General features: G+C 51.5%; 21 protein-coding genes. 4 read left to right on the top strand and 17 right to left on the bottom strand.

Features of this window, described 5'->3' with window-relative positions; all coding sequences use genetic code 11:
• Positions 1-34 precede the first annotated feature (34 nt).
• Genes maiA through hppD form a run of 4 tightly spaced genes read right to left on the bottom strand, consistent with a single transcriptional unit; the run spans position 35 to position 3959 of the window.
• Positions 35-703, bottom strand: coding sequence for a maleylacetoacetate isomerase (gene maiA / locus I3X05_RS07000; RefSeq protein ID WP_337971080.1), 669 nt, complete (start codon positions 701-703; stop codon positions 35-37).
• Positions 704-716: 13 nt separating this feature from the next.
• Positions 717-1733 (bottom strand): fumarylacetoacetate hydrolase family protein, encoded by a 1017-nt coding sequence (locus I3X05_RS06995; protein ID WP_193166645.1) that lies wholly within the window; start codon positions 1731-1733, stop codon positions 717-719.
• A gap of 14 nt (positions 1734-1747) precedes the next feature.
• Complete coding sequence (locus I3X05_RS06990; protein WP_039444005.1) at positions 1748-2893, bottom strand: homogentisate 1,2-dioxygenase; 1146 nt, start codon at positions 2891-2893, stop codon at positions 1748-1750.
• Positions 2886-3959, bottom strand: coding sequence for a 4-hydroxyphenylpyruvate dioxygenase (gene hppD / locus I3X05_RS06985; RefSeq protein ID WP_045571583.1), 1074 nt, complete (start codon positions 3957-3959; stop codon positions 2886-2888). The genes I3X05_RS06990 and hppD overlap by 8 nt, the downstream gene beginning before the upstream one ends.
• A gap of 383 nt (positions 3960-4342) precedes the next feature.
• Between hppD and I3X05_RS06980 the strand changes: the two genes are divergently transcribed.
• Complete coding sequence (locus tag I3X05_RS06980) at positions 4343-4804, top strand: TetR/AcrR family transcriptional regulator (RefSeq protein WP_045571582.1); 462 nt, start codon at positions 4343-4345, stop codon at positions 4802-4804.
• Positions 4805-4984: 180 nt separating this feature from the next.
• Here the strand turns inward: I3X05_RS06980 and nirD are convergent, their stop codons facing one another.
• The 9 genes from nirD to I3X05_RS06935 all read right to left on the bottom strand — a co-directional run bounded on the left by nirD (position 4985) and on the right by I3X05_RS06935 (position 16516).
• Entirely contained in the window at positions 4985-5308 is a 324-nt protein-coding gene (gene nirD, locus I3X05_RS06975) for a nitrite reductase small subunit NirD (protein ID WP_039436311.1), read from the bottom strand.
• A 2-nt stretch (positions 5309-5310) separates the two neighbouring features.
• A complete protein-coding gene (gene nirB, locus I3X05_RS06970; protein WP_337971079.1) occupies positions 5311-7794 on the bottom strand; it encodes a nitrite reductase large subunit NirB in 2484 nt (827 codons plus the stop codon).
• Between the two features lie 10 nt (positions 7795-7804).
• Entirely contained in the window at positions 7805-8647 is an 843-nt protein-coding gene (locus I3X05_RS06965) for an ABC transporter ATP-binding protein (protein WP_337971078.1), read from the bottom strand.
• An 11-nt stretch (positions 8648-8658) separates the two neighbouring features.
• Positions 8659-9627: an ABC transporter permease gene (locus I3X05_RS06960; RefSeq protein WP_337971077.1), complete on the bottom strand. Its 969-nt coding sequence runs from the start codon at positions 9625-9627 to the stop codon at positions 8659-8661.
• A gap of 26 nt (positions 9628-9653) precedes the next feature.
• Complete coding sequence (locus tag I3X05_RS06955) at positions 9654-11021, bottom strand: CmpA/NrtA family ABC transporter substrate-binding protein (RefSeq protein ID WP_045571578.1); 1368 nt, start codon at positions 11019-11021, stop codon at positions 9654-9656.
• Positions 11022-11278: 257 nt separating this feature from the next.
• On the bottom strand, positions 11279-11869 hold the full coding sequence (locus I3X05_RS06950; protein ID WP_045571577.1) for an ANTAR domain-containing response regulator: 591 nt from the start codon (positions 11867-11869) through the stop codon (positions 11279-11281).
• A 126-nt stretch (positions 11870-11995) separates the two neighbouring features.
• Positions 11996-12958, bottom strand: a complete 963-nt coding sequence (locus I3X05_RS06945; RefSeq protein ID WP_337971076.1) for a glycosyl transferase family protein — start codon at positions 12956-12958, stop codon at positions 11996-11998.
• A 34-nt stretch (positions 12959-12992) separates the two neighbouring features.
• Positions 12993-13883: a uroporphyrinogen-III C-methyltransferase gene (gene cobA / locus I3X05_RS06940; protein WP_425304493.1), complete on the bottom strand. Its 891-nt coding sequence runs from the start codon at positions 13881-13883 to the stop codon at positions 12993-12995.
• A gap of 32 nt (positions 13884-13915) precedes the next feature.
• Positions 13916-16516 carry a nitrate reductase gene (locus tag I3X05_RS06935; protein WP_193157408.1) on the bottom strand — a complete coding sequence of 867 codons (2601 nt, stop codon included), beginning with the start codon at positions 16514-16516 and terminating at the stop codon, positions 13916-13918.
• 349 nt (positions 16517-16865) lie between these two features.
• Here I3X05_RS06935 and metA point away from each other — a divergent pair, with 349 nt between their 5' ends.
• Positions 16866-17807: a homoserine O-acetyltransferase MetA gene (gene metA, locus I3X05_RS06930; RefSeq protein WP_045571573.1), complete on the top strand. Its 942-nt coding sequence runs from the start codon at positions 16866-16868 to the stop codon at positions 17805-17807.
• A gap of 154 nt (positions 17808-17961) precedes the next feature.
• Entirely contained in the window at positions 17962-18705 is a 744-nt protein-coding gene (gene pilW / locus I3X05_RS06925) for a type IV pilus biogenesis/stability protein PilW (RefSeq protein ID WP_045571572.1), read from the top strand.
• A gap of 36 nt (positions 18706-18741) precedes the next feature.
• Here pilW and I3X05_RS06920 read toward each other — a convergent pair whose 3' ends face one another.
• From I3X05_RS06920 to I3X05_RS06910, 3 genes are all read right to left on the bottom strand, one after another.
• A complete protein-coding gene (locus tag I3X05_RS06920; protein ID WP_045571571.1) occupies positions 18742-18957 on the bottom strand; it encodes a hypothetical protein in 216 nt (71 codons plus the stop codon).
• Positions 18958-19024: 67 nt separating this feature from the next.
• Entirely contained in the window at positions 19025-20089 is a 1065-nt protein-coding gene (gene rlmF / locus I3X05_RS06915; RefSeq protein WP_337971075.1) for a 23S rRNA (adenine(1618)-N(6))-methyltransferase RlmF, read from the bottom strand.
• On the bottom strand, positions 20086-20601 hold the full coding sequence (locus tag I3X05_RS06910) for a M48 family metallopeptidase (RefSeq protein ID WP_193157445.1): 516 nt from the start codon (positions 20599-20601) through the stop codon (positions 20086-20088). The genes rlmF and I3X05_RS06910 overlap by 4 nt, the downstream gene beginning before the upstream one ends.
• 167 nt (positions 20602-20768) lie before the next feature.
• Here I3X05_RS06910 and I3X05_RS06905 point away from each other — a divergent pair, with 167 nt between their 5' ends.
• Positions 20769-20996, top strand: coding sequence for a glutaredoxin family protein (locus I3X05_RS06905; protein ID WP_039426194.1), 228 nt, complete (start codon positions 20769-20771; stop codon positions 20994-20996).
• On the opposite strand, the gene I3X05_RS06900 is transcribed toward I3X05_RS06905, so the two are convergent.
• A complete protein-coding gene (locus I3X05_RS06900) occupies positions 20993-21862 on the bottom strand; it encodes a LysR family transcriptional regulator (protein ID WP_337971074.1) in 870 nt (289 codons plus the stop codon). The two genes, I3X05_RS06905 and I3X05_RS06900, sit on opposite strands and share 4 nt — an antisense overlap.
• Positions 21863-21957 lie beyond the last annotated feature (95 nt).

The raw sequence follows: 21957 nt of genomic DNA, 5'->3' as shown, positions 1-21957 counted from the left end.
CTATGTATCAAGGGCGTTTTTGTCGTTGCTTGTGTCATCGCACCGCGTCAGGTTGGTTTTCCGGTTTAGCGGCGATAAACGCGGGCAGCTCATTGCAAGCCGCCACCACGGCGTTAATCAGCGGATAGTTCTGCATGGAAATGCCAAAACGCTGCGCGTTATACACTTGCGGAACAAGGCAGATATCAACAATGCTTGGGCTAGGGCTGATGCTGTATAAACATTCGCCATAGTGCTCGCGATGCCTGCGCAATTTCTCTTCCACCGCTTGAAAACCTTGCTCAATCCAATGATGTATCCACTCAAGTTTGTGCTTTTCGTCAAGCTCAAGTGTCCCTTCAAGGTACTGCAATACACGCAAGTTATTCAGCGGATGGATCTCTATGGCGATATCTTGCGCCAGTGCCAGCGCTTGATAACGCAGCACACCGATAGAGGGAATCACTTGCACCGCCGAGTAATTATCATCCAGATATTGGATAATGGCCAAAGACTGGTTAAGTACCATCTCCCCATCGACTAAAACGGGCACCAGCTCCGCGGGATTGAGTGCATGATACTCTACGCTGTGCTGCTCTCCGCCCTGCTTAACCAAGTGAATAGGTACGCTTTGGTAGTTCAACTGTTTGAGGTTAAGGCAAATGCGCACGCGATAAGCGGCGGACGAGCGCCAGTAACCATACAATTTTAGATTGTCACTCATCGCTTATCCCCAGTTACTTTTGATAACGGCTCACTTGCTGCTCAATCGCCCCGAAAATACTTTGCCCTTCATCATCCAGCATCTCTAAGCGAATCGAATCACCAAACTTCATAAAAGATGTTGCAGGTTTTCCATCACGAATTGTTTCAATCATGCGAATTTCCGCGATACATGAGTAACCGACGCCGCCCTCTTCAATCGACGTTCCGTGTTCTGTGCCCTGTTTATTCGACACCGTGCCAGATCCTATGATGGCCCCTGCGGATAAGGGTCGCGTTTTCGCCGCATGAACAATCAAATCGGCAAAATCAAAAGTCATGTCGATGCCCGCGTTGGGTTTACCAAACGGTTTGCCGTTGTAGGTAGAAAGCAGTGGCAGATGCAGCTTGTTCTCACTCCACGCAGAGCCCAGTTCGTCGAGCGTTACCGCCACGGGAGAAAACGCAGACGAGGGTTTTGATTGGAAAAAACCAAACCCTTTCGCCAGCTCAGCCGGGATCAGACCACGCAGTGAGACATCGTTAACCAACATCACCAAGCGAATCGACTCCTGCGCCTGTGCGATACTCGCCCCCATCGGCACATCGCCAGTGACCACCGCGACCTCACCTTCAAAATCGATGCCCCACTCTTCACTGGCAAATTCGATATTGTCGCGCGGGGCGATAAAAGCGTCAGAGCCGCCTTGATACATGAGCGGATCGGTCCAAAAACTCTCCGGCATCTCTGCACCGCGCGCTTTACGCACCAGCTCAACGTGATTGACGTACGCAGAGCCATCCGCCCACTGATAGGCGCGTGGCAAAGGTGACGCCACTTGGCTCTCATCAAATGGCGCGCTGCCCGCCACATCACCTTGGTTCAACGCCAAATACAGTTCTTGCAGCTGTGGGCTGGTTTGCGGCCAATTATCCAAAGCCGCTTGCAAAGTGGGCGCAACTGCTTTCGCCGACACATAGCGAGTCAGATCGCGACTCACCACCACCAGTTCGCCATCACGCGAACCATTTTTCTTTGTCGCAAGTTTCATTGTTATCCCTTCTCTTAGTCGCTCGATGACTCACTTTCACGCCAGCTGTAGACGTACTCTTTGTTCTCTACGCTGTCGAGCTCGGGAGCAAATTGCAGCGCATGGCGCGTATCGATCATCACCGCCACTTCGTCGGTGAATTTTTTCTTATATTCTTGACCCGCTTTAAACGCTTTGGGGTGCGGACCGTGTGTAAACCCGGCTGGATGGAACGTCACCATCCCCGCTTCAATGTTGTCACGGCTGAAGAAATCGCCCGCGTGATAGAACAGCACTTCATCGTAGTCGTCATTGTTGTGATAAAACGGCACTTTCAGCGCGCCCGGATCGCTCTCAATCGGACGAGGGACAAAGGTACAAACAACAAAGCCGTTACCGACAAACGTGGTGTGCGCCGAAGGTGGCAAGTGGTAGCGGTGCGACATCAGTGGACGAATATCGCGCCAGTTGAGTTTCACCACCGACAAATCACCGTGCCAGCCAATCGCATCGAGCGGATTAAATGGATAAGTGATGACACTGACGCGCTCATGGCGTTTGACCTCAACTCGGGTACTCTCTTCGCTGTATTGCGCTTTGAATTTGTCGTTGATTGACGGCACTTCTAGCACCGCAGGGTCAAACACTGCATGGTTACCCACCAGCCCTTTCTCGGGCAGCGAGTAGGCGGCATCGCTGTTTTCAATCATCAAGATGAACATCGGTTCAGACGGTTCTAAACGCCAATTGGTCGAGCGCGGGATCAACACGTAATCGCCTTCGCCGACCTCTAAATGGCCGTAATCGCAATAGAGATCCGCTTTACCTTGATGGATAAACAGCAGTTCATCGCCATCGGCATTGCGCGCGAGAAAATCCATCTTCACCTGAGTTTTCCATACGCGCACTTTGCACTGGGCATTGTGCAGCAGATGAGGAACACGCCACGGCGATTGCTGCGCGGTGTGTTCAACACGGGTGAAATCAAACGCTCTCGGTCTGAGTTCGCCTTCCCATTCGCTCCAGCCTGTCGGGGCATGCTGATGGTGGAAATGGGCCGCAGGGCCAAAAAAGCCACTGCGCCCTGCTTCACGTTCATAAATCGCCTCTTGCGGGAAGTCGGCGTGTGCCTGTTTAGAGCACACTCCCTCCCGATGAGGGAAGGAGATCCATTTATGCATCGCTCAATACTCCACGGCGGATTTGGTCCTCTTCAATCGATTCAAACAGCGCTTTGAAGTTACCTTCGCCAAAACCTTCGTTGCCTTTACGTTGAATGATCTCGAAGAAAACAGGACCGATAACAGTTTGGGTAAATATTTGCAGCAAGATGCCATCTTTGGTTGGCGCGCCGTCAATCAAAATGCGCAGGTCACGCAGTTTGTCGATATCTTCTTTATGGCCGACCACGCGATCATTGACCTTCTCATAGTAAGTGTCTGGGGTTGGCATAAAGTCCATGCCGCGATCACGCAGGGTTTTGACCGTGTCGTAAATATCGTCTGTGGTCAAGGCGATGTGCTGAATGCCTTCACCGTTATATTCGCGAATAAATTCTTCGATTTGCGATTTATCGTCAGAGGACTCATTGATTGGAATACGGATCTTGCCACAAGGTGCGGTCATCGCACGGCTGACAAGGCCCGTGAGTTTGCCTTCGATGTCGAAGTAGCGGATTTCACGGAAATTGCCGATGCGCTCATAAAAGCCCGCCCAAGTATCCATGTTGCCGCGTTTTACGTTATGGGTCAGGTGGTCAATCTCGTACAAGCCCACGTCTGCTTTGGCCAAACGCTCATCTGCATCATCATAAAAACGGAAATCGACGTCATAAATGCTCTGTTTGCCGTAGCGATCAACAAAATAGAGCAAGCTGCCGCCAATGCCGTACACCGCCGGAATACTTAGCTCCATCGGGCCAATCTCGGTTTGATATCTTTGCGCGCCGTTGGCGAGGGCATGTTCAAGCGCGTGGTTGGCGTCTTTGACACGAAAGGCCATGCCGCACACGGACGGGCCGTGAATGCGAGCGAACTCTTCGGCTTGGCTGTGAGGTTGGGCATTGACTACAAAGTTGATGTCACCTTGACGATACAGCCAAGCTTGCTTAGATCGATGTTTTGCCACTTCAGCAAAACCGAGGGAAGCAAACAATGCTTTAAGCTGTTCAATGCCCTCATTATTGGCCGCCGTATATTCAACAAACTCGAATCCGTCTGTGCCCAGAGGGTTGATCGCGTCTACCATGACTTTCTCCTTGTACTATTCGTTTGTTTTTTAACACTCTGTTAACTTGGATCAGACGCACAAGAATTGGAATAGACAGGCGATTTTCTCCGCTCGTTCACCCAACTAGCAAAACATGTAAATTTATTGTTACAGAGAAAATTAGAACAAATACTTCGCTGCAATCTTTTCACCAAACATTAGATTTCAACCAGTTAGCTTGTCATGTTTCCTGTACAGCGCAATGACGAATGTAAAAACTTTGTTATCTTGCGCAACTGACAAAAGAGAAATTGAGGTATAAGGTCAAGATTTGTCAGTACGGGGTTAAATAGCCTTGCCACAAGTGGAGTTCCCCCGGCTTAGGGGCTAGTATGCTGTGAAATCAATCAGGGAGAAGTGGTATGAAACGGAGCAAAGAAGAGACACAAGAGACGATAAACACCATCTTGGACACCGCATTTCGTCAGTTGCTAAGTGGTGGGTTTGAACGCATGTCCTACACCAGCTTGAGCGAAGAATCCGGTATTTCACGCACTGGCATATGTCATCACTTTGGCAAAAAGACCAAGATTCCGTTGCAGCTCAAAGATCGTTTACTGCACCATTTGCTGGAAAATCTTGATTTCTCCGCCGATATCGAGGTTTTTCGCACCAGTTGGGTTAGTGCCATGCAAGAGCAATCATTTCGCGATATTTGGCGAGTGGCTTATCAACTGCACATCAATGAGCAAGTCAGCGACATCGTCACGCTGTTCAATCAAGCGCTGCAAGACAAATGTGAGGTGAACTTTGGCCAGAATTGCCAACAGGAGATCGTGAGTTTAATGGGGTATACCTTGCTGCGTCTTCATTCTCTTAAGTAACGTACGCCTTTTGTTCACTGGTGTGTTTACGCCCCATTTGTGCCAGCCCGGCGGCTTGATACTCAGACAGCTCGATACTCAATAGCCTTGAAGCGATATCTTCGCAAAAAAGGCCAAGTGCGCACTTGGCCTTGACTGTTTTTGAACTTGACTGTTTTTGAAATAGTGGCAAGAAAAACGCTAACTCAGCACATAAACGGCATCGTCTTCCACCAGCACGGGCCAAGTGTTGAGACGGACACTTTCATCTTCCAAGCAACTGCCCGTTTTGAGACAAAAATGCTGTTTATACAAAGGGGAAGCGACACACAGTGCGCCTTGAATATCGCCAACAATACCCCGGCTCAAGACAAACGCTTTGCCTATCGGATCCCAATTTTGCACCGCGAATACCCCTTCCTCGGGCACATAGAACATGGCCAGTTGTTGCTCATTCAACCACACCGGATGCCCATGATTTTCTTTGAGCTCGTTAAGACGACAGATGAACTGTTTGTTGACCATGGTTAATCCTCCTGCTTGATGGGAATGCGCTGACCGCGAGTGCGTTGATAAGCCAGAGGCACACTGGTTTTGTCAGAATTGATAAACGGGCGAAAGCGGATCAGCTTTTCCGGGTTGTTGAGCGTCTGCTGCCACTCACAATGATAGGTGTCGACAATGTGCGCCATCTGCTGTTCAAGTTGCTGGCACAGACCGAGTGAGTCGTCTAGCACCACTCTCTTAAGGTACTCTAAACCGCCTCCGAGGTTTTCCAGCCACACCGAAGTGCGCTGCAAGCGATCAGCGGTGCGCACATAGAAAATCAGCACGCGATCAATTAATGCGATGAGCTGCGCTTTGCTTAAATCGGCAGCCAACAAATCGGCATGGCGAGGACGCATGCCGCCATTACCGCACACGTACAGATTCCACCCTTTCTCGGTGGCAATCACGCCAATGTCTTTGCTTTGTGCTTCGGCACATTCGCGAGTACAACCGGAAACGGCAAACTTCAGTTTGTGTGGCGCACGCAAGCCTTTGTAGCGATTTTCCAGTTCAATCGCTAAACCGACAGAGTCGTCCACGCCATAGCGACACCAGGTCGAACCAACACAGGATTTGACCGTGCGCACCGATTTTCCGTACGCATGGCCAGTTTCAAAACCTGCTTCGATCAAGGTTTGCCAGATCTGCGGCAATTGCTCAACCTGAGCGCCAAACAGGTCGACCCGCTGCCCGCCCGTGATCTTGGTGTAGAGATCGTACTCGCGCGCCACTTCCCCGAGTGCAATCAGCTTTTCAGGGGTGATCTCCCCGCCAGGGATACGCGGCACTATCGAGTAAGAGCCATCTTTTTGCAAATTGGCCATAAAGGCGTCGTTGGAATCCTGAAGCGGCGCGTGTTTCGATTCCATAATGTGCTCGTTCCATAACGAAGAGAAAATCGACCCTGCTGTGGGCTTGCAGATGTCACAGCCACGCCCCTTGCCGTGTTTGCTAATCAAGGTGGAGAAATCGCGGATCGCTTCAACTTGGCAAATATGATAGAGCGCTTGTCTGGTGTGGCTAAAATGCTCGCAGAGCTGATTGCTCACTTCGACGCCCAGCAAACTCAGTTGCTCATCGAGCACACTTTTGACCATCGCACTACATCCACCACAGCCTGTTCCGGCTTTGGTTTGCGCTTTTAAGCTGGCGAGATCTTGCGCCCCGGCGTAAATGGCGCCAATCAGATCCCCTTTGGTGACGTTGTGACAAGAGCAGATCACCGCGCAATCGCTCACCTCGCCTTTGAGTGCGCGGCTGTCAAACAGCAGACTCACCGCTGGCTGAGGCAAAGACGTTTGATTGAGATAACTTTGCAGCAGCGCGTCATAGTCTTGGTTGTCACCAATTAAAATTGCGCCCAGCAGTTGCGTACCACTTTGATCCACCACCAGTTTTTTGTAAACGCCCTGCTGAGCATCATGCAACACCATCTCTTGCGCGTTAGGAGTCGCCTTGTGCGCATCACCAATCGAAGCCACATCCACGCCCAGCAGTTTCAACTTGGTACTCATGTCGGCACCGGTAAATGCCGCGTCGCTGATCCCTTGTAGCTGCTGCGCCACCACTCTTGCCATCGCATACCCGGGCGCCACCAAGCCAAAGATTTTGCCTTGCCAAAGCGCACATTCACCGATGGCGTAAATCGCGGCGTCGCTGGTTTGACACGCATCATTGATCACTATTCCACCACGTTCGCCGATCTCAATGCCGCAATCGCGCGCCAGCTGATCTCTTGGCCGAATCCCGGCGGAGAAAAGAATCACGTCCACTTCCAAAGGGGCAGCGTCTTTAAACACCATGCGATGATAGGCGCTTTCGCCATCAATGATCTTTTCCGTCGCGGTCGCGGTGTGCACCGTCAAACCTAACTGCTCTATTTTGCTTTTCAGTACCGTGCCTGCACCCTCATCCAACTGCACTGGCATCAAACGAGGGGCAAACTCCACCACATGCGTCTCAAGTCCAAGCAAACGCAGTGCATTCGCCGCTTCTAAACCCAGTAGACCACCGCCGATCACCGCGCCAGTTTTGGCGCCAGCACAAGCCTGCTTGATCTGCGATAGGTCATCCAAGGTGCGATAAACAAAGACATTTTTCCGCTCACTCCCCGGCATAGGCGGCACGAATGGATAGGAACCCGTTGCAAACACCAATTGGTCATAATGCAGTTGCGTGTCATCTTCTAGAGTAAGAGTTTTGCTCACTCGGTCGACAGCGACAACGGCCACACCAAGCAGCAGCTCGATGCCCAATTTTTGATACCACTCTTCACTGCTCAGCAGCAGATCTTGGTGACTCTGCCCAGCAAACAAGCCCGAAAGGTGGACTCGGTCATAGGCGATGAATCGCTCTTCGCCAATCACCACAATGCGTTTTTGCAAATGGCTGCCACCTGCGACCAACTGTTCCACCAGTTGATGCCCGACCATGCCATTACCGACAATCACGATGCTTTCCATGCTCTTCTCCTCAGGCCAATCTGGCGGATTTACTCGCCTGTACCACGCTAGTGCGTGTACTCAGCGACTCGTTTTTATGCTGTTTTTCATACAAGAATTTCAGCACCGACTGTCGATAGTGTTGATACTGCGCGTTTTCCGCCAGCGCGACCCGATCGCGTGGCCTTGGCAGGTCAATGTGTAACACTTCGCCGATGGTGGCGGCCGGCCCGTTGGTCATCATGACGATCTTGTCCGACAGCAGTACCGCTTCATCGACATCATGAGTGATCATGATCACCGTGTTATTCAGCTCCGCTTGAATCGCCATTAAGGCATCTTGCAAACGCGCGCGGGTCAAGGCGTCCAGCGCGCCAAACGGTTCATCCATCAACAGCACTTTCGGTTGCAGGGCTAATGCTCTGGCAATACCGACGCGCTGCTTCATCCCGCCGGAGATCTCATCGGGCCGCTTGTCCGCCGCATGTGCCATCTGGATCAAATCCAGATAATGAAATACCTGCTGTTTTATTTGCGCCTTCGACTGCCCTTTGGCGACCTGTTTCACCGCCAGTTCGACGTTCTGGTACACACTGAGCCAAGGCAAAAGGGAGTGATTTTGAAACACCACCGCGCGCTCCGGTCCCGGTCCGCTCACTTCGCGCCCATCGACCACCACCCCGCCATCGGTCGGAAGATGCAAACCTGCCACTAAGTTGAGTACGGTGGATTTCCCGCAGCCCGAGTGGCCAATCAGCGAGATGAACTCGCCTTTGTCGATCTGCATATCGACGTTTTTCAGCGCGATAAATTCGCCGTTTGGGGTTGGAAATCGCATCCCCAGTTGCGTTAATTGTAGAAATGACTTCGACATATCCCCGACTCCTAGCGTAAAGCGGTTTGTTTGTTCCAGGACAGCCAACGCTGACACTGCAGCATGCCGCGATCCAATAAAAGGCCAATCAAGCCGATCACAATAACCGCCACCATGATGCGGCCCAGTGAATCGGAACTGCCGTTTTGAAATTCATCCCAGACGAATTTCCCCAGCCCCGGGTTTTGCGCCAACATTTCAGCGGCGATCAGCACCATCCAGGCGATCCCCAGTGACAGACGCAAACCGGTAAACATCATTGGCATCGCCGATGGCAAAACGATGGTGCGAATGTGTCGCCACCAAGAAAGCTGCAACACTTTGCTGACGTTGAGCAGATCTTTATCCACGCTGGTGACACCAACTGCGGTATTGATGAGCGTTGGCCACACACTGCACAGCGCCACAGTCAACAGCGAGTTGACAAACGATTTGGCCAAGAGCGGATCGTCGCTGACGTAAGTGGCGCTAACCACCATAGTGACGATCGGCAGCCAAGCTAATGGGGAAACGGGTTTAAGCAGTTGAATAATAGGGTTAAATGCTAAGTAAAGACCTTGATTTAACCCGAGCAAAATGCCAAGTGGTATGGCGCTAACACTCGCCAGTAGGAAGCCGCACGCCACCGTCACCAAGCTGGTGGCGATTTGGTCAAAAAACGTCGGCCTGCCGGTATAAGGACGAATCTTCACTTCTGCGCTTGGATCTAAAGCGAGCTTTTGCGCGTTTCTCTTCTCTTGACGCTCAAGAAAGCGCTGCGCCTTATCACGCTCGTGTTGATGCTCATCCAGCAGATTGACAAACTGCTGATAGGTCTGTGCTGGCCCCGGCAAAGTGCCGAGCGAGGTCTCGACTTGCCGCGCGCTCAAGTGCCACGCCAGCAAAAACAGCAGAATGCCAATCAGCGGCAGCAGCAACAGACGGCTGTGATTGACCACGGCCTGTGGGCTGGGAATCAATGAAATGACGTTTCCAGACATAACTTCTCCTTGTTAAGCTTTGCTCGCTACAGCTTGTCCGACCCTTTCAGCCCTATCGCAAACTGCTTGAGGTACTGATTAGGCTGTGTGCCGTCGTAAACTAAGTGGTCGATAAAGTGGGTTTGTGCCGGGCGAAAACCCGTTTCATGGGCAAAATCGGGAAAATCTTCGGCACTGAGTCGCCCTTCTTCGATCAACGCTTGCGCCGCCTGCTGATAGATCTCTGGGCGATAGACTTGTTTAGCGATATCCACATACCAAGCGTCCGGCTTTTCGCTCTCGATTTGCCCCCAGCGGCGCATTTGTGTCAGAGTCCAAATCGCATCGCTGTAGTAGGGATAGGTCGCGTTGTGGCGAAAGAAAACGTTGAAATCCGGCACATCGCGTTTGTCACCGCGCTCATATTCAAAAGTGCCTGTCATTGAGTTGGCGATCACCTCCGCATCGGCGCCGACATATTCGCTGCGCGCGAGCAACTTGACCGCTTCAGCGCGGTGTTGGTTGTGATTGTCATCCAGCCAGTGGGCAGCGCGGATCAGCGCTTTCACTACGCGAATGTGGGTGTTGGGGTACTTCTGCGCCCAGGTTTCTGCCACACCAAACACCTTCTCTGGATTGTTGCGCCAAATCTCGTAATCGGTCACTACAGGCACGCCAATGCCCTTGAACACCGCTTGTTGATTCCATGGTTCGCCCACGCAATAACCTTTGATAGTGCCGGCTTCCATTGTCGCGGGCATTTGCGGCGGCGGTGTAACGCTGAGTAAAACGTCCGCATTGATTTGCCCGCTGTTATCTCCTTTGTGCGGCGCATAAAACCCGGGATGAATCCCACCAGCGGCCAGCCAATAGCGCAGCTCGTAGTTGTGGGTGGAAACGGGGAAAACCATCCCCATGTTGAAGGTTTTGCCTTGGTCGCGATAACTCGCCACCACAGGTTTCAGTGCATCGGCTTTGATTGGATGCTGCGGCTTGCCTTCGCTGTCTTTCGCAAGGTTGGGTTTCATCTGCTGCCAGACGTCATTGGAAACCGTGATCGCATTACCGTTGAGATCCATACTGAACGCGGTGATAACTTTTGCCTGAGTGCCAATGCCGATGGTTGCCCCCAAAGGCTGTCCTGCCAGCATATGCGCACCATCCAATTCACCGTCTATCACCCGATCAAGCAGCACTTTCCAGTTGGCTTGCGCCTCTAACGTCACATACAGCCCTTCATCTTCAAAAAAGCCCTTTTCATAAGCAATCGCCAGCGGCGCCATGTCGGTCAACTTAATAAAGCCAAATTTGAGCTCTTCCTTTTCCGCGGCGCCTATTTTTGCCAAAACCTGCGGGGTCAAAGTCAGCAGTACGCTGGTTAAAGCCAAAGCCCTAAGCTTGTCTCTCTTTCTCATCGATTTTCTCCAAAAAAAAACGCTACGACTCCGAAGAGCCGTAGCGCCGTTGCTGTCCCTGCAATTACCGCCGTTGATAATTGAGATAAGCCATTCAACAATATACCCACATAAGGTAATTCAATTGTCGTGCCAACTAATTAAAAAATAAAAACAACAAGTTAGATGCATTTCTTTGCTTAAAGTTGTTTTGTCTGCTTTGATTTAGTGCACCTCGCACCAATTGCTCGCTTTTGCTCTAACCCCAAAGTAGTAGTTCACATTTCCAGCGCCGTGAGCGTGGCAATCAAATTTTTCGCTACTTGGGCCATCGGTTGGCTGGTTTGCATCGCAGAGCGACGTATCGCTTGGTAAGCGGTGTTTTCATCCACCTGCTGGCATTTCATCAGTAATCCTTTGGCTTTCTCGACCAATTTTCGCTCTTCAATTTTGTCGGCGAGCTGAGTGAGTTTGTGCTCGGTTTCAAGATGGCTCTCGCGCCTTGCTGCTGCATACGCCAGCCACGGCGACAAGGCAGAAACACCTTGCAGCGGCAGAAAAACACAATCATGACAAGAGGATAACTGACTGATTTGATGGGGTAAAACCTGATGAAACAGCACCAGAAGTGGCAGTTGCAAACGTCGGCAGTATTCGATAATCAAGCGAACTTCAGCGCAAGGTGCAGACCACGCCACCACCACAGCGACCTGGCTTTCGCGCTCAATCATGCTTTCCAATTGAGCCAACTGACAGCCGATCACTAGGTCGTACTCCTTGGCCAAACAGTCACTGATTTGCGCCTGTTTCGCGGGGGTATCACAACAAACGATGATGGTTTTTGGCAGCATTTTTTTCGGCATAGACATTCCTTGTCGTCATCTTTATCTATAAGTGACATAACAAGGAATGTGCCAACGCGTGTTATGAGGGCAAGCGCTTCCCCCAAATGGTGCGCGCAATGGGCAAGCGACAAACCGCGAGATGAAGAAAGGTTAGGCGTTTACCTCAGCGGCGCAGTATTCACGCCACATGCGATGCGCATTTTCCAGCGCGGCTTCGCGATCATTAAGCTCGGTAAACAGCAACGCGGCCAAGGTCGCGACCACGGTATTCGCCATGAGATTTTTCTCCTCTGGCGGGGTATCGAATGGACACTGTGTCACAGTAGGAATGTCAGAGAGCATCTGCTCAGTCCAATAGTGCGAACTCACGCCCTCAGGTGAGCTCAACCACACGGTTTGACTGACTTTGGGGTTGAACTCCGATTCGCCCGATTGGCCTTTAAATGAGATCACACCATGCGAGGTCTGACCAATCTCCTGTTCCACTTCCGCGTGTAACTGCTGAAACCCCGGGTGAAAACTACCACGCAGCCCCACTTTCGCGCCGCCGGGGTTGAGCGCCCGCACCACGGTGTTGATCGGTGTTCTAAGACCATAACGGCTTTTCCAACCAATCATCTTCTCGGCGATGGGCGCAAAGTCTTTCAGCGCTAAATAGGCAATGCCTTGCGTCTCCAGCAAACTTTTCGCCTGTTCGGGCGATGCGGCTTGAGCAATATTGAGCGATGGCAGATAGTGCTCGGCATGCTCACGTTCAGCAGGTTTGTCGTTGTAACCGTGCAGGAGCACTTTATAGCCTTGCTCGGCTAAAATCTTGGCCGCCAGCAGATGCCAAGGCTTACCCGCTGAGGGCCTTTTGCCCGCATAACAAGGCCAATCCACATCGGCACCGAGATTGGGAACACGGCTCTGAAACGCTTTGACAAACCCGGCGATCTCCTGACGCGTCTCATTTTGTACGCGGATCAGCATCAGCAGCATCGCCATCTGATCGTCTTCTATTTGTCCGTCAAGATACTCATCCATCACTTGGTATGCCTGAGCAAACGTCAGTGGTTTACGTCCACGCTCGCCTCGCCCGACGGTGCGGATACACTCTAAAATGATGCTCATACTTCCTCGATATGTTTTCGCGTTAACTTGTGCACTAAACGTCCAGCGTCAAAGGCTGGGATGTCTGCCAAGCAACCGCTTCTAAAGTGGTGATCAGTTTATCTCGCAGTGTGATGACTTCGCCGATAATGATCAATGCCGGGCTGATACCTTTGAGCTGGAGCGCTGTTTTTTCCAGCGCAGCCAGCTGTGTCACGTGCGTTTGCTGCAAAGGGGTACTGCCTTGGGTGACAATCGCCACGGGAAAATCGGCCGCAACGCCATGCGAGAGCAAGCCTTGTTCAATCGCTCTGGCCGACTCAAGACCCATGTAGAACACCAGTGTTTGCCCTGCAGCAATAATCGCTGACCACGCCGGAAGCTGCCCGGTCACGACCGTTCCTGTTACCAGCGTGACACTTCTCGCCATTTCACGATGGGTAAGAGGAATCGCGCAACTGGCGGCGCAGCCAATCGCGGCAGTAATGCCCGGCACCACGGTATAGGGAATGTGATGCTCCGCCAGCGCCAGGGCCTCTTCACCACCACGACCAAAAATAAACGGATCACCGCCTTTTAAACGCACAATCTGCCGCCCTTGCTTGGCAAATTGCAGCAAAATTTGATTGATCTCCGCTTGCTTCAAACTTGGCTCGCCGCAGCGTTTGCCCACGTAGATTTTCTCGGCCGAAGCCGGGATCAAATCGAGTATCTCCTGACTAACCAAACGATCATAGACCACCATATCGCAGCGCTGTAGCGCTTTCAGCGCTTTCACCGTCAGCAAGTCCGGATCGCCCGGCCCCGCGCCAACCAAAGAGACAAAGCCTCGTTGATTTGGCGACCCGCTTAACCCCGCGTGCTCAGCCTGAAAGCGTTCGGCATCCAAAAACATGTGCTTGCTGTAGCTGCCCTCTAAAGAGTGGCGGGTTGTTTTGCTTTCCATACGATTTCTCCTTTTCGCTCACTTAACCATGTTCAGCCAAAAAACTGTTTGAGCTGCGGCACGCAAGATCCACAGTTGGTGCCGCATTTAAGCTGACTTTGCAGTTGAACGAGATTGCTCACGCCCTGTTTGGCGATCGCCTGTTCTATTTGCACATCGGTTACTCGCAAGCAGCTGCACACCAGTTGACTTACCCGAGTCGCGAAGGCGGCTTGCATCAGCGCTTGCCATTGCACTGGCTGACCAATGAGTGCACTGAGGGCGTGATAGTCGGCGTTAAGCGGAGTGGGTGAGCTGAGCAAAATCGACTCGACTTTTTCCTCAGTCAGCCCGATGGATGAGCTTTCTGCGGCGATCTCGAGCCCAATCCAGCCCTGAGAGAGTTGCCAAGTCACATACTTACTGTTTGAACGGCTCAATACTTCCAGAGAGATTGGCTCTTCACTGGCAAAACGCCAGATGCCAACCTTGTCTTGATGTTGATAGGCCCGGTACGCGCTTGTTTCCGGAGGGGGATTTTTACCGATATAGAGGCCAAAAGTGGCGATATTGGCTTTGCTTGCACGTACCAAGGATGATTTGAAGGCGGGTTGGCCCGAAATAGGGTCAACCTTGGCAGAAACAGCCGCGTTAACTTGGCTGCCGCCTGCATAGACGCCTGCCCAATGCATCGACATAAAGAGCTGGCCCAGCGAGAGCGATTCATCCACTGCAACTTTGGCAAGGAGTGCGTGATCGCGCTCTGCGTGGCGCAGCGAGAGAAACTCACCATTGGTCACCTCTAAACGTTGCGCCGACAGCGCATTGAGATAAACCGTCGGCTCCACTTCACTGCCCGCCAGTTTTTCGATGTGCCCGGTGCGGGTCATGGTATGCCATTGATCTCGTTGACGACCGGTATTTAGCCACCAGAGTCCAGCTTGGTTTTCAGCGTTTGTGCCCGTAGCACCTGGCTCAACAGCGATAAATCTCGCTTTACCATCCGGGTAAGAAAACTGCTTGTTGCGATAAGGCGACTCACCGCCCCACTGCGTCGGAGCCCAGTTTTGGTAGCCCTCATCGCTCATCGTTTGGTACGCGGACAAGTCGAACTTGAGAGGTGAATCGCGGTTGATGCCACTAAGCGCGGCAAACTCGCGGAAAATCGCCGCTTCAGAGTCAAAGGCAAAACCATCTTTGGCCCCGAGTTTAGCGCACAGAAGTGAGCCCACGTCACACACCGCCTGCCAGTCTGCTTTCGCCTCGCCTGGGGGCGAGAGAAAACGGCGCTGGCGGGACAGTCTCCGCTCCGAGTTGGTCACCATGCCTTGCTTTTCCCCCCAGCCTGCTGCGGGCAATAGCAAGTCGGCATACTGCGCCACGTCAGAATCAGCAGTGATGTCGGAGACAATCACGCACGGACAGGCAGATAAAGCCTCTCGCACCGCTTGATTATCCGGCATCGAGACCACCGGATTGGTGGCGATGATCCACAGCACCTTAATTTCACCGCGCGCCAGCGCATCAAACAGTTCAACCGCTTTCAATCCCGGCTTTTCCGCAATGCGTGGAGATTGCCAAAATTGGTGCACCGCGCGAATCGAACTCGGATCGAAACCGCGATGCACCGCCAGTTGATTGGCTAATCCACCCACTTCTCTGCCGCCCATCGCATTAGGCTGGCCGGTCAGCGAAAATGGCCCAGCGCCACGCTCGCCGATTTGTCCGGTGGCTAAATGTGCATTGATGATCGCGTTACCTTTATCCACGCCATTTTGAGCTTGATTCACCCCTTGGCAAAACAGCGTCATGCTGGCTTGACTGGCGACAAACCAGCGATAAAAAGTGCTCAAAGCTTCAATACTTAAACCGCAGCGACTCGCCACTGCGGGCAGTTGATACTTCTCTTGCATCACCACTTCGAGCAAGGCCTCAAACCCCTGCGTATGCGCCTCAATAAAGGTGTCATCTAACTTTTGCTGGTCAATCGCATAGCGCAACAAACCGTTAAACAGCGCCACATCACTGTCATTGGCAATCGCCAAGTGCAGGTCCGCCTGCTCGGCGGTCACCGTTTTGCGCGGGTCAATCACCACCAATTTCACGTTTGGCTTGCGCTCTCGAATTTGCTGAATGCGCCGAAACAGCACCGGATGTGTCCAGGCGGTATTCGCGCCGCAAATGACGATCAGCTCTGCATGTTCGAGGTCGTTGTAACTGACTGGCACCACATCTTCACCAAAAGCACGTACATGAGCCGCGACCGCTGAGGACATGCAGAGGCGCGAGTTGGTATCGATATTAGCGCTGCCGACATAACCCTTCATCAGCTTGTTGGCGACATAGTAGTCTTCGGTGAGCAGTTGCCCAGAAACATACATCGCCACGGAATCCGCGCCATGCTGCTGCATCGCTTGGAAAAACTGCTCTGCGATCCACTCGCTGGCGTGTGGCCAACTGACTTGTTGACCTGAGAGTTTCGGATAGAGCAAACGCGTGGGCATGCGCAAGCTCTCCGCTAACGCTGCGCCCTTGACGCACAGGGCGCCCTGATTGGCCGGGTGGGTGGCATCCCCAACCATCTCTTGTTGCTTAACTTCGACACCACAACCCACCCCACAATAGGGGCATGTTGTCTGGGTACATCCTTGCATAATCCGCTCCTTTAGCCATAAAAAAAGCCTCTCCCGCTAACGGAAGAGGCTTCATTGCCTTAATTTGCACCATAAACGCAGCAAGAATGGTGCGTTTGATGGCTTTTTTAAGCTCTAAGCAAACCAGAAAGCAAATCAGATGCCAAAGTTCGAGATCTATTTATTTCAATGGGTTAGCTTGTTTCTCTGGCTATTCGGCACTTTCCAATGCACCAGATTGGAGCAAACCCTTTGCGCAGTGCGTGTACAACAAAACGCACTTCGCCGATTTTCCTTGTCGACATCACAAAAAAAATAAGATAGGTTTAGATGTATAGACGTCCAAAACCATGAGCTTAGGGAGAAAGCTGTGCCTATTCGTATTCCAGATCAATTACCCGCCGCCGATGTATTGCGAAATGAAAATATCTTCGTGATGAGTGAAACGCGCGCGGCCAGTCAGGAAATTCGTCCTCTGCGTGTGTTGATCCTCAATTTGATGCCGAAAAAAATTGAGACCGAAACGCAGTTCCTTCGCCTGCTGTCTAACAGCCCGTTGCAAGTGAATGTTGAACTGCTGCGCATTGATGACCGCCCGAGTAAAAATACCCCAACGGAGCATTTGGATAATTTCTATCGTCAGTTTGAAATGGTTAAAAACCGTAACTTCGACGGCCTGATCATTACTGGCGCGCCGCTCGGCCTGGTGCAATTTGAGGATGTGATCTACTGGGAACATCTACAAACCATCATGGAGTGGGCAAAATCTCATGTCACTTCCACTTTGTATGTGTGTTGGGCGGCCCAAGCGGGCCTCAAGCTACTCTATGACCTGCCGAAACGCACCCGTAAAGAGAAACTTTCGGGCGTGTATCAACACAAAATTCATCATCCTTACCATGCGATTTTGCGAGGTTTCGATGATACCTTTTTAGCGCCGCATTCACGCTACGCCGATTTCTCGCCCGAGTATCTAGCCGAGCACACCAATCTCGACATTCTCGCTACCTCAGACACGGCTGGCGTCTATCTGGCCAGCACCAAAGATAAGCGTAATGTGTTTGTTACCGGTCATCCAGAATATGACCTGCACACTTTGCACAATGAGTATGTGCGCGATCTCGGTGAAGGGCTGGAGCCGGCGATTCCGGTCAACTACTACCCGAATGACAATCCGGATAATGCGCCGATCGCCAGTTGGCGCAGCCACGGTCATTTACTCTTTTCTAACTGGCTCAACTACTGCGTTTACCAGCAAACCCCATTCGATTTGGACCATTTCAGTGAAGACGCCTTCACCAAAGACGAATAGCCGAAGCTTCAGCTTCTCTCTTCTCAGGCCGCCGCAAGGTGGCCTTTTTGCCGAATATGCAAAGTGACTCGCATCTTATTCGCAGCTTGATAGGCATGGCGACCAGAGGAATTATCATCGTGGTAAATTTTGCATCGCACGAAGAAAATTCAAGATGAATCAGACGTTTCGCTTCATTCCACTGCTGAGTTTTGCCCTACTGACGGGTTGCATCACCATCACCGAAGGGCAAGTCGCCAACAATGCCGACCCGATTGATATGGCCGAATCGCGCATTGCTTTGGGGCTTGGCTATCTCGACAATGGCGCGATGGTCAAAGCCTACGACAACTTACAACAGGCGCTAAACCACGCACCAGATTACTACCGCGCTCAGCTTTCCATGGCGCACTATTACGAGCTGGTTGGCGAAAATGGCAAAGCGCAAGATCTCTATCGAAAAGCGACTCGCCAGTATCCCAAAAACGGCAATGTGCTCAACAACTACGGCACTTTTTTATGCAAACAGGGGGACTACGCACAAGCAGACAAACTGTTCAACCAAGCGATTGCCCAGCCTTACTATTATTTGATCCCGGCCAGTTATGAAAACGCGGCATTTTGCGCCTTAAAAGCAGGCTTTAAAGCCAAAGCACAAACCTATTTCACCCGAGCGATTGATTACGATCCGCACCGCCCCAAATCCATCCTCAACCTCGCTAAGTTGGAAATCGACGCAGGCAACTACACGCAAGCTCGCCTGCGTTTGATGCGTTTTCATCAAAGCTACGGCTTACAATCGCCCTCACTGCAACTGCTGATCGAGCTGGAACAAAAAGCGGATAACCAAGCGTTGGTGAAAAAATATCAGCAGGAGTTAGAAAAGTTGACGGCCAAACAAAGCCTAAGCGCCATTTAGTACAAAACTGCCTGAGATTCACTCAGGCGGTTTAGGCTAACGTCTTGATGTGGAATTGCGGATTTTATACCTGTCTTTGCGGTGCGTATCGCGCAGTTTTCTCACCTGACTTTTGCGCTTTATGGTGCGGTATTCACGATAGATAATTCGAATAAACGCCACCAATCCAACCAAAAGCAGGACAGTAAAAACGCTCAGGAAGCTTTCACACAGCCAATCTGGCTGACAGGGTAGATAAATTTCAAAATCCATCGCATGCCCTCCTGTTACGCAACCTATTCGTTTTCGCTGGTCAATGACGCAAAGCCAAACACTGACGTCACTTCAACTTAACCCACTCTCCTCGTTCTTGCCGATCCATATACGACCAAGCGACAAAACGACTGATTTTTTGTCCTTGGCTCATCTCGACGACACGAATACTGCGTACACCTAATTTTTCCAACTGTTTACGTAAAGGTCTCACATTGTCATTTTTTGAGACTAGCGTACTAAACCACAATACTTGGCTGGCAAATCCTTGGCTTTCATTGGCCATGCGGCGTAAAAAGGAGGATTCTCCACCATCGCACCACAATTCAGAATTTTGACCTCCGAAGTTAAGTATAGGGTTGTTTTGCGACAATTTTTGTGAGCCCGCTTTTGCCTTGACACCTTTTTTCAATCGGTTAGCTGAGAGGTTGTTCAGTTTGCGCTGTGAACCCATTGCCGCCTCTTGCGCCGAAGCGTGAAACGGTGGATTGCAGGTGGTGACATCGTAACGTTCCCCCGGCGCAATCACACCACGAAAGATGGATTGCGGATTGTCTTGCCGTTTAACAACGAATTGGCCAGCCAGCATCGGATTGGATTTGGCAATCCGTTGTGCCGACTGCACGGATTTCGGATCAATGTCGCTGCCAGTGTAGTGCCAGCCATACTCGTGAATGCCAATGATCGGATAAATGGCGTTCGCGCCGACACCGATATCCAGTGCGTTGACTTTGCCATGCGGATAATCACCAGCCCCATTTTCACTTTCTAGCAGTTCAGCCAAACGGTGGATGTAGTCAGCGCGCCCGGGGATGGGCGGGCATAAATAACCGGGCGGAATATCCCAGTGTTGGATCTGGTAATAGGCGCACAGTAGCGCTTTATTGAGCATTTTCACCGCGCTGGCATCAGCAAAGTTGATGCTCTGCTCCCCTTTGGGATTGTGTAGCACAAAAGGAGCCAACGCAGGTAAGGCGGCGGTCAACCTTTTGAAATCGTATCGCCCGCGATGTTGGTTGCGCTGATGTAATCCTGCACGACTGATTTTGGCAAAATCGACACTGGCCGACGAGGGTATCTGCTTCTCTGCGGGCTTGCTCTGAGCTCGAACTGTTTGGCGCTTGTTGGTCATGACTGTTTTTTTTCCTGAGCTTTGAGATCGAGATAAATCATAAAGAGACGAGCATCGAGCTCCAGTTGATGATAGTCCGGTTCCATGTGGCAGCAGAGCGCGTAGAACGCCTTATCGTGTTCTTTTTCTTTGATGTGAGCCAACTCATGCACCACCAGCATACGCAGTAACGGCTCGGGCGCGTCTTTAAAAACACTGGCAATGCGGATCTCATTTTTCGACTTTAGCTTGCCGCCGTGGTTACGCGAAATCACACTGTGTAGCCCGAGCGCATTGTTGATCAGATGGATCTTAGCGTCGTAAACCACCTTGCTGATCGGTCCGGTTTTCTTCATAAACTGGTTTTTTATCGCCATCGCGTAATCAAACAGCGCTTTTTCACTGCGAATATCGTGGCGCGTTGGGTAACGCTGATCAAACCAGCCGATTAAGCGGCCCGTGTCGATAAGTTTGCTCACTGGTTCAACAATGTAGGCAGGATATCCCTGAATATAACGAAGTGACGGATGCAAGATTGCTCTACCCTTGGTTTCTCGTGCCACTGAAACGTAGCGCCAAACAAAGCGCGCTAGTTTACCCGACTCGACGCCTTGATTCATCGCATTTCTCGTTGGCTCTTTTCCCGTCGCGATTAATTGGCTACACTTGCGCCCCTTTTTCCTTGCATCGGTAGCAAAACATGAAACGAGTTGTCCTCTACATCAAAGACAAATGCCCTCACTGTAAAGACGCACAGCGCTATCTCGATAGTAAAGGCATTCAGTACCGTTTGTGTAATGCCAAAATGCAGCGCGGCAGAAAAGAGCTCGACGCGATTGGGGCGCGCTCGGTTCCGGTGCTGAAAATCGGTGATCGTCTGATGATTGGCTGGAACCCAAGCAACTTTGAGCGTATGTATAAAAGCTAAACGTACTGCTTGATAAATTCGATAAAAGTGCGATCCGCCACCGACAAATAGCCGCCGCGACGCCAAGCGAGCGCCAAGTTGAGCGTCACAGGTGGATCAAACGGCACCCCTTTGATGCCAATTTCGTGTTCAGTAACCAGTTCCAGCAGCGCCGTGATGGCAAACTCCCGTTTGACGATTTTTAAGATCAGCGGCAGCAAGTTGGTTTCAAACGAATACTGCATTTCAATCCCATGCTGGGCGCTGAAATGGTCGAGGAAATCTCGATGGAAATAGCCCGACTTAAACATCACCAACTCGTGGCGGAAAAACTCCGCAAAGCTTAACGAGGTGCGCTCCGCTAGCGGATGCTCGCTGCCAACCACCGCCATCATTTGGCTAGAAAAAAGATGGTCGGTTTCCAAATCCTCCGGCAGATCGTTTTCGGTGATCACGCCAATATCGAGTTCACCTTCAAGCAGCATACGCCGGATCGACTGCGTGCCCGCTTCTATCAAGGTCAGTTTGAGATTGGGATAGTGGCTTTTGAAAGCCATCAAGATCTCCGGAAAAAAATAGCTGCCCATCATGCTGGGCGCGCCAAGACGCACTTCCCCTTTTTCCAATCCCTTCAGCTCGTTGATGGCGAGTTCGGCGTCGTGCAACTGCTGTACAACCCGTTTGGCGTGCTGGTAGAGCGTCTCCCCTTCTGTGGTCAGCGCGATCTGTTTGTCCTCTCGCTTAAACAGCGTCACGCCTAAACTTTGCTCTAAGCGTTTAATGGATACACTTAGCGCTGGCTGGGCGATGTGCAGCGCTTCGGCGGCCCGGGTGAAATTGCGATGCTCTGCCACCGCGACGAATTGTTTGAGTTGTTTCGATTCCATGAAGATCAAAAATATATCGTTATCATATTTTTAATATATTTTGTTTATCATGAGACGACTGATACTGTGCTCACAAATCGACAGGTGGATGAGAT

It is taken from the genome of Vibrio navarrensis (assembly GCF_015767675.1).
In the GTDB taxonomy this organism is placed as follows: Bacteria; Pseudomonadota; Gammaproteobacteria; order Enterobacterales; family Vibrionaceae; genus Vibrio.
This window is presented reverse-complemented; position numbering and strand designations above follow the sequence as displayed.

Bases quoted from the DNA above. Each gene is read 5' to 3' on its own strand.
- maiA (WP_337971080.1), bottom strand. From the start codon at position 703: ATGAGTGACAATCTAAAATTGTATGGTTACTGGCGCTCGTCCGCCGCT.
- I3X05_RS06995 (WP_193166645.1), bottom strand. From the start codon at position 1,733: ATGAAACTTGCGACAAAGAAAAATGGTTCGCGTGATGGCGAACTGGTG.
- I3X05_RS06990 (WP_039444005.1), bottom strand. From the start codon at position 2,893: ATGCATAAATGGATCTCCTTCCCTCATCGGGAGGGAGTGTGCTCTAAA.
- hppD (WP_045571583.1), bottom strand. From the start codon at position 3,959: ATGGTAGACGCGATCAACCCTCTGGGCACAGACGGATTCGAGTTTGTT.
- I3X05_RS06980 (WP_045571582.1), top strand. From the start codon at position 4,343: ATGAAACGGAGCAAAGAAGAGACACAAGAGACGATAAACACCATCTTG.
- nirD (WP_039436311.1), bottom strand. From the start codon at position 5,308: ATGGTCAACAAACAGTTCATCTGTCGTCTTAACGAGCTCAAAGAAAAT.
- nirB (WP_337971079.1), bottom strand. From the start codon at position 7,794: ATGGAAAGCATCGTGATTGTCGGTAATGGCATGGTCGGGCATCAACTG.
- I3X05_RS06965 (WP_337971078.1), bottom strand. From the start codon at position 8,647: ATGTCGAAGTCATTTCTACAATTAACGCAACTGGGGATGCGATTTCCA.
- I3X05_RS06960 (WP_337971077.1), bottom strand. From the start codon at position 9,627: ATGTCTGGAAACGTCATTTCATTGATTCCCAGCCCACAGGCCGTGGTC.
- I3X05_RS06955 (WP_045571578.1), bottom strand. From the start codon at position 11,021: ATGAGAAAGAGAGACAAGCTTAGGGCTTTGGCTTTAACCAGCGTACTG.
- I3X05_RS06950 (WP_045571577.1), bottom strand. From the start codon at position 11,869: ATGTCTATGCCGAAAAAAATGCTGCCAAAAACCATCATCGTTTGTTGT.
- I3X05_RS06945 (WP_337971076.1), bottom strand. From the start codon at position 12,958: ATGAGCATCATTTTAGAGTGTATCCGCACCGTCGGGCGAGGCGAGCGT.
- cobA (WP_425304493.1), bottom strand. From the start codon at position 13,883: ATGGAAAGCAAAACAACCCGCCACTCTTTAGAGGGCAGCTACAGCAAG.
- I3X05_RS06935 (WP_193157408.1), bottom strand. From the start codon at position 16,516: ATGCAAGGATGTACCCAGACAACATGCCCCTATTGTGGGGTGGGTTGT.
- pilW (WP_045571572.1), top strand. From the start codon at position 17,962: ATGAATCAGACGTTTCGCTTCATTCCACTGCTGAGTTTTGCCCTACTG.
- I3X05_RS06920 (WP_045571571.1), bottom strand. From the start codon at position 18,957: ATGGATTTTGAAATTTATCTACCCTGTCAGCCAGATTGGCTGTGTGAA.
- rlmF (WP_337971075.1), bottom strand. From the start codon at position 20,089: ATGACCAACAAGCGCCAAACAGTTCGAGCTCAGAGCAAGCCCGCAGAG.
- I3X05_RS06905 (WP_039426194.1), top strand. From the start codon at position 20,769: ATGAAACGAGTTGTCCTCTACATCAAAGACAAATGCCCTCACTGTAAA.
- I3X05_RS06900 (WP_337971074.1), bottom strand. From the start codon at position 21,862: ATGGAATCGAAACAACTCAAACAATTCGTCGCGGTGGCAGAGCATCGC.